The organism is Azospirillum fermentarium, assembly GCF_025961205.1.
In the GTDB taxonomy this organism is placed as follows: Bacteria; Pseudomonadota; Alphaproteobacteria; order Azospirillales; family Azospirillaceae; genus Azospirillum; species Azospirillum fermentarium.
Genome location: NZ_JAOQNH010000001.1, coordinates 1,483,567 through 1,496,441, shown reverse-complemented (window position 1 = coordinate 1,496,441; position 12,875 = coordinate 1,483,567). Strand labels below are relative to the sequence as shown.

The 12,875-nt window shown below is 67.5% G+C and carries 13 protein-coding genes; 12 read left to right on the top strand and 1 reads right to left on the bottom strand.

What is annotated here, in order from left to right; genetic code table 11:
• Positions 1–52 precede the first annotated feature (52 nt).
• From M2352_RS07250 to M2352_RS07220, 7 genes are all read left to right on the top strand, one after another.
• Positions 53–805, top strand: a complete 753-nt coding sequence (locus tag M2352_RS07250) for a phosphoadenylyl-sulfate reductase (protein WP_264663822.1) — start codon at positions 53–55, stop codon at positions 803–805.
• Between the two features lie 5 nt (positions 806–810).
• Entirely contained in the window at positions 811–1,605 is a 795-nt protein-coding gene (cysD, locus tag M2352_RS07245) for a sulfate adenylyltransferase subunit CysD (RefSeq protein ID WP_264663821.1), read from the top strand.
• A gap of 18 nt (positions 1,606–1,623) precedes the next feature.
• Positions 1,624–3,483 carry an adenylyl-sulfate kinase gene (cysC, locus tag M2352_RS07240; RefSeq protein WP_264663820.1) on the top strand — a complete coding sequence of 620 codons (1,860 nt, stop codon included), beginning with the start codon at positions 1,624–1,626 and terminating at the stop codon, positions 3,481–3,483.
• An 89-nt stretch (positions 3,484–3,572) separates the two neighbouring features.
• Positions 3,573–4,592 carry an ABC transporter substrate-binding protein gene (locus M2352_RS07235; protein WP_264663819.1) on the top strand — a complete coding sequence of 340 codons (1,020 nt, stop codon included), beginning with the start codon at positions 3,573–3,575 and terminating at the stop codon, positions 4,590–4,592.
• Entirely contained in the window at positions 4,589–5,341 is a 753-nt protein-coding gene (locus tag M2352_RS07230) for an ABC transporter permease (protein ID WP_264663818.1), read from the top strand. The genes M2352_RS07235 and M2352_RS07230 overlap by 4 nt, the downstream gene beginning before the upstream one ends.
• On the top strand, positions 5,329–6,099 hold the full coding sequence (locus M2352_RS07225; RefSeq protein WP_264663817.1) for an ABC transporter ATP-binding protein: 771 nt from the start codon (positions 5,329–5,331) through the stop codon (positions 6,097–6,099). The genes M2352_RS07230 and M2352_RS07225 overlap by 13 nt, the downstream gene beginning before the upstream one ends.
• Positions 6,100–6,353: 254 nt before the next feature.
• Positions 6,354–7,553 carry a fused response regulator/phosphatase gene (locus M2352_RS07220; RefSeq protein ID WP_264663816.1) on the top strand — a complete coding sequence of 400 codons (1,200 nt, stop codon included), beginning with the start codon at positions 6,354–6,356 and terminating at the stop codon, positions 7,551–7,553.
• 11 nt (positions 7,554–7,564) lie between these two features.
• Here M2352_RS07220 and M2352_RS07215 read toward each other — a convergent pair whose 3' ends face one another.
• Complete coding sequence (locus M2352_RS07215) at positions 7,565–8,290, bottom strand: hypothetical protein (RefSeq protein WP_264663815.1); 726 nt, start codon at positions 8,288–8,290, stop codon at positions 7,565–7,567.
• A 165-nt stretch (positions 8,291–8,455) separates the two neighbouring features.
• On the opposite strand from M2352_RS07215, the gene M2352_RS07210 reads away from it, so the two are divergent.
• The 5 genes from M2352_RS07210 to ettA all read left to right on the top strand — a co-directional run bounded on the left by M2352_RS07210 (position 8,456) and on the right by ettA (position 12,797).
• Positions 8,456–9,052 (top strand): RNA polymerase sigma factor, encoded by a 597-nt coding sequence (locus M2352_RS07210; RefSeq protein WP_264663814.1) that lies wholly within the window; start codon positions 8,456–8,458, stop codon positions 9,050–9,052.
• A complete protein-coding gene (locus M2352_RS07205) occupies positions 9,049–9,504 on the top strand; it encodes a hypothetical protein (protein ID WP_264663813.1) in 456 nt (151 codons plus the stop codon). Before M2352_RS07210 ends, M2352_RS07205 begins: the two co-directional genes overlap by 4 nt.
• Before the next feature lie 2 nt (positions 9,505–9,506).
• Positions 9,507–10,004, top strand: coding sequence for a periplasmic heavy metal sensor (locus M2352_RS07200; protein WP_264663812.1), 498 nt, complete (start codon positions 9,507–9,509; stop codon positions 10,002–10,004).
• A gap of 138 nt (positions 10,005–10,142) precedes the next feature.
• Entirely contained in the window at positions 10,143–10,832 is a 690-nt protein-coding gene (locus tag M2352_RS07195) for a hypothetical protein (protein WP_264663811.1), read from the top strand.
• A gap of 285 nt (positions 10,833–11,117) precedes the next feature.
• Positions 11,118–12,797, top strand: a complete 1,680-nt coding sequence (gene ettA / locus M2352_RS07190; RefSeq protein ID WP_264663810.1) for an energy-dependent translational throttle protein EttA — start codon at positions 11,118–11,120, stop codon at positions 12,795–12,797.
• Positions 12,798–12,875 lie beyond the last annotated feature (78 nt).

Below are 12,875 nucleotides of genomic sequence, written 5' to 3'. Positions count from 1 at the left end.
TGTTAATGTCGCTTCAGACACCGCCATACAACACAATTGATTGTGTGATTCCATGCCGCCGTCCCACACCTCTTCTTTCGACGCCGAGGCTGCCGCCGACCTGACGCGGCGCTATGGGCACCTGGACGGTGCGGCCCTGCTGCGGGCCGTGGCGCACGAGGTGTTTCCGGGCCGTCTGGCCGTCGTCTCGTCCTTCGGCACCGAATCCGCGGTGCTGCTGTCCCTGGTGGCCGAGGCCGACCCGGCGATCCCGGTGCTGTTCCTCGACACCGGCAAGATGTTCGGCGAGACCCTGCGCTACCGCGACACGCTGACGGGGCACCTGGGGCTGACCGACGTGCGGACCATCCGGCCCGATGCCGCCGATCTGGCGGGGGCCGACGCCGACGGGCTGCTGTTCCAGCGCGATGCGGACGCCTGCTGCCACATCCGCAAGACGCTGCCGCTCGACCGGGCGCTGGACGGGTTCGACGGGTGGATCACCGGCCGCAAGCGGTTCCAGGCGTCCACCCGCGCCGCCCTGCCCCTGTTCGAAGCCGACGGCGGGCGCGTGAAGCTGAACCCGCTGGCCTCCTGGGACCGGGAGCGCCTGGACGCGGAGTTCGCGCGCCGCGCCCTGCCCCGCCACCCGCTGGAAGAGGACGGGTTCCTGTCCATCGGCTGCTACACCTGTACCGAGCGCGTGGCGCCCGGTGCCGATCCCCGCTCCGGCCGCTGGGCCGGACAGGCCAAGACCGAATGCGGGATCCATGTATCCCGCCTCTCTTCCCCGACCGCCTCCGCCCCTGCCTCTCTCGACGCGTGAGTCCCATGAACGATCTCGACCAGCTTGAAAGCCAGAGCATCTACATCCTGCGCGAAGCCTATCATTCGATCGACCGAATGGCGCTGCTCTGGTCGATCGGCAAGGATTCCAACGCGCTGCTGTGGCTGTGCCGCAAGGCGTTCTTCGGACGCGTGCCGTTCCCGGTGGTCCAGCTCGACACCGACATGGAACTGCCGGAGGTGTACGAGTTCCGCGACCGCATCGCCCGGGAATGGGATCTCGACCTGCGCGTCGAGCATTGCCCGCCGGAAAGCGAGATGGACCCCACCCTGCCCCCCAACACCCGTGCTGCGGCCCGCAAGACGGTGGGCCTGCGCAACCTGCTGGATCACGGCGGGTATCAGGGCGTGGTGGTCGGCATCCGCCGCGACGAGCAGGCGACCCGCGCGAAGGAACGCATCTTCTCCCCCCGCACGCTGGACGGCGCGTGGGACGTGAAGGACCAGCCGGCGGAATTCTGGGACCATTACAAGACCCGCTTCGCCGAGGGAACCCACGTCCGCATCCACCCGCTGCTGGCCTGGACCGAAATGGACATCTGGCGCTATTCCAAGCGCGAGGACATTCCCATCGTCCCGCTGTACTTCTCCCGCAACGGCAAGCGCTACCGCTCGCTGGGCGAGAAGAACATCACCTTCCCGGTGGACTCCAACGCCTCCACCATCGACGAGATCATTGCCGAACTGGCCGTCACCCGCGTGTCCGAACGCGCCGGCCGCACCATGGACAATGAATCCGAAGACTCCTTCGAGCGCCTGCGCAGCTCGGGCTACATGTAAGATAAGGACGCCGGGACCATGCCCCAAACTTCCCAACTGCGCATCGTCATCGTCGGCCACGTGGACCACGGCAAGTCCACCCTGATCGGCCGGCTGCTGAACGACACCGGGTCGCTGCCCGACGGCAAGGTCGATCAGGTCCAGGAAATGAGCCGCAAGCGCGGCATGCCCTTCGAATGGTCGTTCGTCATGGACGCGCTCCAGGCGGAACGCGATCAGGGCATCACCATCGACACCACCCAGATCCACTTCAAGACGGCCCAGCGCCCCTACGTCATCATCGACGCACCGGGCCACGCCGAGTTCCTGAAGAACATGGTGACCGGCGCGTCCCAGGCCGACGCCGCCATCCTGGTGATCGACGCCGCCGAAGGTGCCTTGGAACAGTCGCGCCGCCACGCCTTTCTGCTGCACCTCTTGGGCGTGCGCCAGGTGGCGGTGGCCGTCAACAAGATGGACCGGGTGGATTTCGACGAGGCCCGCTTCCAGGCCGTGGAACAGGAAATCCGCGCCTATCTGGGCGAGCTGGGCGTCACTCCCACCTCGGTGATCCCGGTGGCCGCCCGCCACGGCGACAACATCGCCGGCCCGTCGGACAAGGCCCCGTGGTACAGCGGCCCGACGGTGGTGGAGGCGCTGGACGCCTTCATGCCGTCGCGCGCCCCGCTGGACCAGGCGCTGCGCTTCCCCATCCAGGACGTGTACAAGCCCGACGACCGCCGCATCCTGGCGGGCCGCATCGAAAGCGGGCGCCTGCGCGTCGGCGACACGCTGCACTTCGCCCCCACGGGGGAAAGTGCCACCATCATCACCATCGAAGCCTGGAACCATCCTGAGACGGTGCTGTCCGCAGGTGCCGGCCAGTCCATCGGCATCACGCTGGACAAGCGCCTGTTCGTGGAGCGCGGCCACGTCGGCTTCCACCGGGAACAGGCGCCCAAGCTGGCGCACACCCTGTCGGTGCGGCTGTTCTGGCTGGTGTCCCGCCCGCTGGCGGTGGGCGACGTGCTGACGCTGAAGATCGCCACGTCCGAGCACCGGGTGACCGTGGAGTCCATCACCGCCGTCATCGACATCGAGGATCTGTCGGCCACGCCGGGCAAGATCATCCACCGCAACGAGGTGGCGGAGGTGGTGTTCCGCAGCCGCCGCCCGATCCCGGTGGACGAGGCGTCGGACCTGTCGCGCACCGGCCGCGGCGTGCTGATCGACGGCTACGACGTGGTTGGCGGCTGCATCGTGCTGGAAGCCAACGAAGCGGCGGCGGCGACTAACCTGCACGCGGTGGACCACGCGGTGACGGCGGACGAACGCGCCGCCGCCAACGGCCACAAGGGCGGCGTCCTGTGGTTCACCGGCCTGTCCGGGGCCGGCAAGTCCACGCTGGCCATGGCGCTGGAACGGGTGCTGTTCGACCGCGGCTGGCAGGTGTTCGTGCTGGACGGCGACGGGGTGCGGGGCGGCCTGAACGCCGGCCTGGGCTTCTCGCTGGAAGACCGGGCGGAGAACATCCGCCGGGTGGCCGAAGCCGCCAAGCTGTTCGCCGACGCCGGCATGGTGGTCATCACCTCCCTCATCTCCCCGCTGGCGTCCGACCGGGCGCGGGCGCGGGCCATCGGCGGCGAACGGTTCCACGAGGTGCATGTGGCCGCCGACCTCGCCACCTGCGAAGCGCGCGATCCAAAGGGGCTTTACGCCAAGGCCCGCGCGGGCGACATTCCCGACTTCACCGGCATCTCCTCCCCCTACGAAGCGCCGGAGAACCCCGAGGTCACCATCGACACGGGCACGCTGCCCCAGGCCGATGCGCTGGCCACCCTGGTGGATTACGTGGAGCGGACGTTCGGCGCCAACGCCGCCACGCGCCGTCTGGCGTAATCCCCCGCCGCTGAACTGTTCCGCCAACGGTACCGGCCCCCCGCCGGTGCCGTTGTCGGCGTCAAACGATAAGGGATTGGACGAGAGAGATGCTGAAGACGTGGAAAACCGCCGCCGCCGCGGTGGCCCTGGCCCTGGTGACCGCCGCCCCCGCCGCCCGTGCCGCCGAGGCGCTGAAGCTGGAGATCGGCTATATCCCGATCCTGGCCGCCGCCCCGCTGTTCGTGCTGGAGGGTGAGGGCTGGGCCAAGAAGGAAGGCTTCGAGCTGAAGCTGACCCGCTTCGAATCCGGCCCCGCCGGCATCCAGGCGCTGGCCGCCGGCAAGATCGACATGCTCTATGCCGGTGTCGCCCCGGTGATCGTCGCCAAATCCAAGGGCGTGGACGTGGCCGTGGTCGCCAATTCGGGCATGGAAGAGATGACCGTGGTCAGCCGCGGCCCGCTGGCCGATGCGTCGGACGGGGTGCCGGCGGCGGACGCCTTCAAGGCGTTCTTCGCCAAGAATGGGCGCAAGGCCAAGATCGGCACCCAGCCCCCCGGCTCGGTCCCCAACACCACGCTGCAGCATTGGCTGTCGAAGATGGCCAAGGTCGATCCCGCCCTGGTCGAGATCGTGCCGATGGGCATCGAGAAGACGCAGCAGGCGCTGATGGCCGGCGCGCTCGACGCCGCCACCATCCGCGAACCCACCGTCACCATCGTGCGTCAGGCCGATCCCAAGTCCGCCATCATGGCGCTGGGCGGCGACATGTTCCCGCAGCAGCCGGGCACCGTCGTGGCCGCCCACGGCTCGGTCATCAAGAACCACGCCGACGCGCTGACCCGCTTCGTCGCCCTGCACGTCAAGGCGGTGGACACCGTGACCGCGAACCCGAAGCGCACGGCGGAACTGGCCAACGAATACCTGGGCAAGGGTCTGGTGGAACCGGCGGTGCTGGAATCGGCCATCGCCTCCCCCGCCTCCAAGTTCGACGCCGACCCCCACACCATTCTGGAGCCGTCGCGCAAGATGCAGGCGTACCAGGAGGAACTGGGCACCGCCGAGCCGGGCATTGCGGTGGATCAGGCGTTCGACTTCCGCTTCTATGACGCGGCGGTGAAGAAATGAAAACCCAGCGCGCGGTGATTCTCTCCGCGCTGGGTGTGGCGGTCTTCCTGGGTCTTTGGGAAGCCATGGCCCGCAGCGGATTCGTCCCTGCGGGCCTTCTGCCGTCCCCCAGCGCCGTTCCGCCCGCCTTCCTGGCGGAGGTGAAGCGGGGCATGTGGCAGGCCATGGTGCTGTCCAGCCTGTCCCATTACCTGAAGGGGCTGGTGATCGGCTCGCTTCTGGGCATCGCCTTCGGCGCCGCGGCGGCGCTGTGGCCGGTGTGGGATGCGCTGCAGGCGTGGGTGGTGCGCATGCTGCGGCCCATCCCGTCCATCGCCTGGATCCCGTTCGCCATCATCTGGTTCGGGGTCAGCGAACAGGCGGCGTCGTTTCTGATCGCGCTCACGGTGTTCTGGATCAACTATTTCGCCAGCTACGCCGCGGTGCAGGGCATCGACAAGGATCTGATCGAACTGGGCGAAGCGTTCGGCCAGGGCGGGCTGATCCCGCGGGTGTTCAAGATCGTGCTGCCCGCCGCCATGCCCGGCATCCTGTCGGGCCTGCGCGCGGGCTTGGGCCAGGGCTGGATGACGGTGGTGGCCGCCGAGCTGTTCGGCATCACCGGGGTCGGCATGCGGATGCAGGACGCATCGGGCATGCTCGCCACCAACATCGTGGTCCTCTACATGGTCACCATCGCCGTCCTGTACGGCGTGTCCGACTTCATCTTCATGCGCGTGCAGGGGCGGGTGCTGGCATGGCGCCGATAAACGGATCGACGGTCGCAATCGACCTCAAGGACGTCTCCATCGGCTATGGCGCCGACGCGCCGCCGGTGCTGGCGGGGGTGACGCTGGCCATCGAGCGCGGCAGCTTCGTCGCCATTGTCGGCCCGTCGGGCGTGGGCAAATCCACCCTGCTGCGGGTGGTCGCCGGCCTGCACGGCGCCCGCACCGGGCATGTGGACATCCACGCCCCCGAACGGCCCGACCGCCGCCCGGTGGCGCTGGTGTTCCAGGACGCCCGGCTGATGCCGTGGCGCCGGGTGCAGAAGAACGTGGAATTCGGGCTGGAGGGGCTGCCCGTGCCCAAGACCGCCCGTGCCGACCGCGCCGCGGCGGCACTGCGGCTGGTGCATCTCGACGGCTATGGCCGCCGCTGGCCCTATGAACTGTCGGGCGGGCAGCGCCAGCGGGTGGGCATCGCCCGCGCCCTGGCGGTGGAGCCGGACATCCTGCTGATGGACGAGCCGTTCGGGGCGCTGGACGCCATCACCCGCCGGAACCTGCAGGAAGAGCTGCGCCGCATCCACCAGGAAACCGGCAAGACCATCCTGTTCGTCACCCACGATATCGAAGAGGCGGTGCATCTGGCCGACCGCATCCTGCTGCTGGGCGGCAACAGCACCGGCGGCGGCCCGGCCCGCATCGTGCGCGATTTCGCCAACACGCCCGGCAGCGACGGCAACGCGTTCCACGATCAGGTCAGTCAGGTGCGCGGTGGGCTGGCCGACAATTACAGCATCTGAATCTGAACCGATGCGGGCACACCAAGGCGTATTCTTTGTGTGCCCGCCATCGTTTATTTGCATCGGAAGACACAACTTGCACTGGATGGATGCGAATCGAAAGGTCTCTAAACGATCATTACGGTCCATGATTTAGCCAGTTCTCAAGCAGTACCCACTTCTGCGTCTTCCTGCCTCATCTCATATTTGGAATATATGTTGCCCTTGTTCTAATGCACAGCCACATTGCTGTGGTTTCCAACCCGAAGCCGCCAATGTCCGACACCCTGTCATCCCTGGCCGATTCCCTGATTCTCGTGGTCGATGACGAAGCGGTCAACCGCCTGGTCATTGAAAACCTGCTGCGCCAAGGCGGCTTCTCGTCGGTGGTGTCCGTGGACAGCGGGGAAGCGGCGCTGGATTTCATCACGCGCGCACAGCCGGCCTGCATCCTTCTGGACGTGGTGATGGCCGGCATCGACGGGCTGGAGGTCTGCCGGCGGCTGCGGACCGACCCCCGCTTCGCCTATACCCCGATCATCATCCAGACGGTGATGAGCAAGCCCGAGGACCGCCGGGCCGCGTTCGCCGCCGGGGCGTCGGACGTGGTGGCCAAACCCTATGACCCGGCGGAACTGGAGGCGCGGGTGCGGGTACACCTGTCCAACGCGCTGTCATCGGGCGGCCTGATGGCCTACCGCGCCCATATGGAAGCGGAACTGGCCGAGGCCCGCCTGCTGAGCGAAGCCGTGCTGCCCCACCCCACGACGCTGGAACGCATGGCCGAACGGGGCGTCCGCCTCGATGCCTATTACCACCCGTGCTCGGCCATCGGCGGCGATTATTGGAATTGCTGGACCGCCGGGCCGGATCAGATTGCCCTGATGGTGGGCGATGTGTCGGGCCATGGGGTATCGGCGGCGCTGCGGATGTTCGCGTTCCACACGCTGCTGACCCCGCCGCCGCCGTTCTCCGCCGATCTGGATGCCACCGCGGCGCATCTGGACCGGCGGCTGTACGCCTTCGGCCGGGAAAAGGGGCAGTATGTGGCAGGGGTTTATGGGCTGTTCGACACCGCCCGCCGGGTTTTCCGCTTCATCGGCGGCGGGTTGCGCCACGGCTTCATCCTGCATGGCCAGCGGTCCGGCCCCCCGCGGCTGGACAGTGTGTCCCTGTCGGGGGTGCCGTTCGGCATGACACCCCATATGCCCCGCGACACGCGGGAAATCGTGCTGGGCACGGACGATACCTTGATCGTCTACAGCGATGCGCTGGTGGAATGCGACCCCGGCGGCCCCGGCGACGTCTCCGCGCCACGGGACGAAGAGGAACTGGCCGCGTGGATCGAGACGGCGCTGCCTGCCGGATTTGTGGGCGAAAGCCTGGCGGGATGGCTGGGGCAACGCTTCTTCGACCGTTTCGGGCCGCGCATCAACGACGACATGCTGATCGTCACCGCCAGCCTGACGGGCTGACGGACGGCCCGTTACACATACCCGTCGAACAGGGTGCCGATCAGGTCGGAGGAACTGGCGGTGCCCTGGCCGGCGGTGAACAGGCCGTTGGCGGTGGTGTCCACCGCCGAGGACAGCATGCTCATCAGCCCCTGGGCATCGGCGGACAGGGAAACCGTGTCCTCGCTGCTCTTGTCGGCCTGCTGGGCGATGGTGTCGAAATCCTGGGTGTAGGATCCCATGCCGAGCTGCAGGGCATAGTTCAGCGGCGTGCCGGCGTCCACGCCCTTGTCGCGGGTGACGCGGATGGTGTAGTCGCCGGAATCCAGCGTCAGTTCACCCTTTTGCAGCGACTGGTACGCGTCATAGGTGCTGCCGGAATCCGTGTTGCTGTCGGCGATCACCGATCCCAGCCTGGTCATCACCTGAATGCGCGCGCCCTCGTCGCCCACGTTGGCCAGGGTGGGCTCGCCGGTGTTGGCAACGCGGAATTTGTAGAAATCCACGTTGTCCTTGGCTTCCAGATTGCTGACCACGTTCAGGCGGGTGGTGTTCTTGGCCAGCACCCCGATATCGGTGGCCTTGGAAGCGATGGTGGACGAGGATTTGCGGACGGTCTTGGAGAACTCCTGCACACCGTCGGAACCGTCGGACGCGCTGGAGGCTTCCGCGGACTTGATGGCGGCCTGGACCGAGGCGGCCAGATCCGATGCCGCCGACGAAATGCCGCTTTCCGTGGTGAAATCGTAAGACGCCATGGCCGTCACCCGCCTGTCGGTGCACCTTGATCTTGGGGATGAAACGGTGCGGGCGGGGCACCTCCTGCGGCGAAAAATGTGCCGGGCGGGCGCAGGAGCGGTGCCCCATCCCCCGTGCAACGCCATGGGAGCCGATGAAACCGATTGTTTGACGGGTCGAGCGGTTTGGGACTTTGGACACACAGCCGGGCGGCGGCGTTGACGGATGCCGACGACGAGACATTGATGGGGGAGGTCGCGGCGGGGAACCGCGCGGCCTTCGACATCCTGTCGCGCCGTCACCTGAAACGCAGCCTGAGCCTGGCCCAGCGCGTGGTCGGCAACGCCCACGACGCCGAAGAGGTGGTGCAGGACGCGTTCCTGCAAATCTGGACCCGTGCCGACCGCTGGCACGACAACGGCGCCCGGTTCACCACATGGCTGTACCGCATCGTGGTGAACCGGGCCATCGACTACCGGCGCCGCCGCAGCTTCGACCCCCTGGAGGAGGCGGGGGAGATGCCCGACGGCGGCATCGACGCCGAAACCGCCGTGTCCGACCGGCAAATCGCCGCGGCGGTGGATCAGGCCATCGAATCCCTGCCCGACCGCCAGCGGGCCGCGCTCAGCTTGTGCTATTATGAAGAGCTGAGCTGTGCGGAGGCGTCGGAGGTCATGCAGGTTTCGGTATCGGCCATGGAAAGCCTTCTGGTCCGGGCGCGGCGGGTGGTCCGCTCCCGGCTTCAGCCACTCATCCGTCAGAAGGACGGGGGGACAACATGACGCTCAAAGAGTTCTCAGTGACGGATTTCGGCCGGATGGCCGAACTCTACGGCGGCGACATCGAGCGATGGCCCGCGGACACCCGCGCCCGCGCCCTGATGCTGCTCGCCCACAGCGGCGAGGCCCGCGCCATCCTGGACGGGGCGGCGGCGCTGGACGCCGAGCTCGACCGCGCGGCCGCGCCCGCGGTGTCGGACGAACGGGCCGAACGGGTGCTGGCCCGTCTGTCGGAACGGATGGACGATCTGGCCCCGCCGGTGCCCTATTCCCTGACGGCGGCCCGCAACACGCTGCGGCTGTGGCCCACCGCCGGGTTCCTGGCGGCCATGGGGATCGCCGGATTCCTGGTGTGCGCCAGCGGCCTGCTGCCGGCCCCGGCATCGGCCACCGATTTCACCAGCGCCCTGGGCGGCACGACGTACGCCGGCACCACCTATTTCGGGAGTTTGTAAGGATGACGTCAGGCACTCCGGGCCACAGCGCCCCGGCGGCCGGCTCCCGCCCACAGCGCTGGGAACGCTGGCTGCTGCTGGCGTCGCTGGCCGCCAACATGTTCATGGGCGGGGTTCTGGTGGCGCAGCGGACGTTCGGCCCGCCCCCCCCGCCCCCCGGCCCGGCCAAGGCGGTGGAGCGGCTGTTGCACGACCTGGGCCGCGTGCTGCCGCCTGCCGACGCCGAAAAGCTCCAGAACGTGGTGATGATCCACCGCGACGCGCTGCACAGCATGGGCGAGAACATGGAGATGATGCGCACGCGCCTGCGCGTCATCCTGTCCACCGAACCGTTCGACAGCACGGCCTTCATCAGCGCGCTGGAAGGGCAGCGGGCGTTCGACGACCGGAAGCTGGCACCGCTCCTGCGCGACGCCGCCGCCGCCATCGCCGCCATGTCCGCCGACGGCCGCCACAAGCTGGCCGATTTCCACGACCGTCCGCCGCCGCCCCCGCGGTAAGGCGGGCGTTCCGCCGCCGTGCCGCTTCAGAAAAAACGGCGGTGGCGAAAAAACTGCGCAGGATACGCTTCCCCCCGCCGTTTCACCCTACAGACAAGCACAAAACAATCGGCAGCAACCCACGGCGGGAGAGCTTCCATGTCGTCCATCAGCAGCGCCTCATCTTCTTCGGCGGCGTCCGCACTTCAGGAAATGCTGAAGCTGCGCCAGTCGCAATCATCGTCTTCCACCAGCGCGACCGGCAGCACATCGTCCACCGACGGCACCGGCAGCACGGGCGCCACGTCCAACCGGCCCCCACCCCCGCCGCCCGGCGGCATGGGTGGGATGGGTGGGATGGGTGGCACGGGCGGTGGGTCCGGCGGCATGTTCGGCATGAACGCCGACGGCTCCACATCGTCCACCGACGAGATGCAGGAGAAGCTGTTCTCCCAGCTCGACGCCGACGTCGAATCCGGCAAGTTGTCGTCGGACGAAGCCGACTCCATCAAATCCACCTTCGCCGACATCCAGAGCCAGATGACCTCCGGCAGCGGCGGCGCGGGCGGCATGGGTGGTGCCGGCGGCCCGCCTCCCGGCGGCGGCATGGGTGGCCCGCCCCCCGGCCCACCCCCCGGCGGTGGCATGATGGGGCAGTCGGGCGACGGTTCCTCTTCCGACAGCAGCAGCACCGCGTCCACCTCCGCCACCAGCGGGGCGGCGGACATCAGCTCCTTTCTGTCGCAGTTCCTGAACAGCAGCCAGGGCAGCGGCTCGTCCTCCTCCTCCAGCGCGGTGGAGACGTTCAAGCAGCTCTACAGTTCCAAGATCGTGAACGTTCTGGCGTAACCCCTACGCCAGCAACGGCACCGCCGCCCCGTCCCCGATCCCTACCGGGGCGGCGGTGCGATCCCCAGGCACGGGCGGTCCAGCGGCAGCGGGCCGCCCGTGCCGTTTCGCGTCTGGACGGCCGGGGCGAAAGGGGGTGGTTGCGCGAGGACCGTGCAACACCGTTTCCAGCCGGGCCGCAATGGGGTAAAACCATGGACAGTGCGGGGGGCTTGGCTGAGCCGCCGCCGGGGTTTCCCCCATCAGTCGCAGCCAATCAATCTTAGCAAGGGATCGAAAGCCGCCATGGCGTCCTATCAGTATGTCTACGTGATGAAGGGCCTGACCAAGGTCTATCCCGGCGGCAAGAAGGTGCTGGAAAACGTCTGGCTCAGCTTCCTTCCCGGCGTGAAGATCGGCGTTCTGGGCGTCAACGGCGCCGGTAAATCGACCCTGATGAAGATCATGGCCGGGCTGGACAAGGATTATTCCGGCGAAGCGTGGTCGGCGGACGGGGCCAAGGTCGGCTATCTGTCGCAGGAACCCCAGCTCGACCCCACCAAGACGGTGCAGGAAAACGTCATGGAGGCGCTGGGGGAAACCAAGGCGCTGCTCGACCGCTTCAACGAAGTGTCGAACATGATGGCCGACCCCGACGCCGATTTCGACGCGCTCTTGACCGAACAGGCCGACCTGCAGGAAAAGATCGACGCCGCCAACGCCTGGGACATCGACCGTACGGTCGAAATCGCCATGGACGCGCTGCGCTGCCCGCCGGGCGATGCCGACGTGACCAAGCTGTCGGGCGGTGAGCGCCGCCGCGTGGCGCTGTGCCGCCTGCTGCTGGAAAAGCCCGACCTGCTGCTGCTCGACGAACCCACCAACCACCTGGACGCCGAATCCGTGGCGTGGCTGGAACAGCATCTGAAGGAATATCAGGGCACCGTCGTTCTGGTGACCCACGACCGTTACTTCCTGGACAATGTGACGAGCTGGATTCTCGAACTCGACCGCGGCCAGGGCATCCCGTACGAGGGCAACTACTCCTCGTGGCTGGAGCAGAAGCAGAAGCGGCTGGAGCAGGAAGGCCGTCAGGATGCTTCGCGCCAGAAGACGCTGGCCAGCGAACTGGAATGGATCCGGCAGTCGCCCCGTGCGCGTCAAGCCAAGAGCAAGGCCCGCATCCAGGCGTACGAGACCTTGCTGGCCCAGTCCAACAAGGACGCCGCCCCCGAAAGCGCCCAGATCGTCATCCCCACGCCCCCCCGCCTGGGCAATGTGGTGATCGAGGCCGAGGGCATCTCCAAGGGCTTCGGCGACCGTCTGCTGATCGACGACCTGTCGTTCCGCCTGCCCCCCGGCGGCATCGTCGGCGTGATCGGCCCCAACGGTGCCGGCAAGACCACCCTGTTCCGCATGGTCACCGAGCAGGACCAGCCCGACGGCGGCACCTTCCGCGTGGGCGAGACGGTGAAGCTGGGCTATGTGGACCAGAGCCGCGATTCGCTCAGCCCCAACAAGACCGTGTGGGAGGAAATCTCCGACGGGCTGGACGTGATCGACCTGGGCAAGAAGTCCATGCCCAGCCGCGCCTACGTCTCCGCGTTCAACTTCCGCGGCCCCGACCAGCAGAAGAAGGTCGGCCAGCTGTCGGGCGGTGAGCGCAACCGCGTGCATCTGGCCAAGATGCTGAAGTCGGGCGCCAACGTCCTGCTCCTTGACGAACCGACCAACGATCTGGACGTGGACACCCTGCGGGCGCTGGAAGAGGCGCTGGAGAGCTTCCCCGGCTGCGCCGTGGTCATCAGCCACGACCGCTGGTTCCTCGACCGCATCGCCACCCACATTCTCGCCTTCGAAGGCGACAGCCATGTGGAATGGTTCGAAGGCAACTTCCAGGACTACGAGGCCGACAAGAAGCGCCGCCTGGGCGCCGACGCCGACCAGCCCCACCGCATCAAGTACAAGCCGCTGGTGCGCAACTGACCACCCGGCACCCGCCCGCGCCATGCATCAAACCATGGCGCGGGCGGTGGCCTTCTTCTCTCGAAAGCGCATGCATTG

Bases quoted from the DNA above. Each gene is read 5' to 3' on its own strand.
- ettA (WP_264663810.1), top strand. From the start codon at position 11,118: ATGGCGTCCTATCAGTATGTCTACGTGATGAAGGGCCTGACCAAGGTC.
- M2352_RS07200 (WP_264663812.1), top strand. From the start codon at position 9,507: ATGACGTCAGGCACTCCGGGCCACAGCGCCCCGGCGGCCGGCTCCCGC.
- M2352_RS07250 (WP_264663822.1), top strand. From the start codon at position 53: ATGCCGCCGTCCCACACCTCTTCTTTCGACGCCGAGGCTGCCGCCGAC.
- cysC (WP_264663820.1), top strand. From the start codon at position 1,624: ATGCCCCAAACTTCCCAACTGCGCATCGTCATCGTCGGCCACGTGGAC.
- M2352_RS07230 (WP_264663818.1), top strand. From the start codon at position 4,589: ATGAAAACCCAGCGCGCGGTGATTCTCTCCGCGCTGGGTGTGGCGGTC.
- M2352_RS07195 (WP_264663811.1), top strand. From the start codon at position 10,143: ATGTCGTCCATCAGCAGCGCCTCATCTTCTTCGGCGGCGTCCGCACTT.
- cysD (WP_264663821.1), top strand. From the start codon at position 811: ATGAACGATCTCGACCAGCTTGAAAGCCAGAGCATCTACATCCTGCGC.
- M2352_RS07225 (WP_264663817.1), top strand. From the start codon at position 5,329: ATGGCGCCGATAAACGGATCGACGGTCGCAATCGACCTCAAGGACGTC.
- M2352_RS07220 (WP_264663816.1), top strand. From the start codon at position 6,354: ATGTCCGACACCCTGTCATCCCTGGCCGATTCCCTGATTCTCGTGGTC.
- M2352_RS07205 (WP_264663813.1), top strand. From the start codon at position 9,049: ATGACGCTCAAAGAGTTCTCAGTGACGGATTTCGGCCGGATGGCCGAA.
- M2352_RS07235 (WP_264663819.1), top strand. From the start codon at position 3,573: ATGCTGAAGACGTGGAAAACCGCCGCCGCCGCGGTGGCCCTGGCCCTG.
- M2352_RS07215 (WP_264663815.1), bottom strand. From the start codon at position 8,290: ATGGCGTCTTACGATTTCACCACGGAAAGCGGCATTTCGTCGGCGGCA.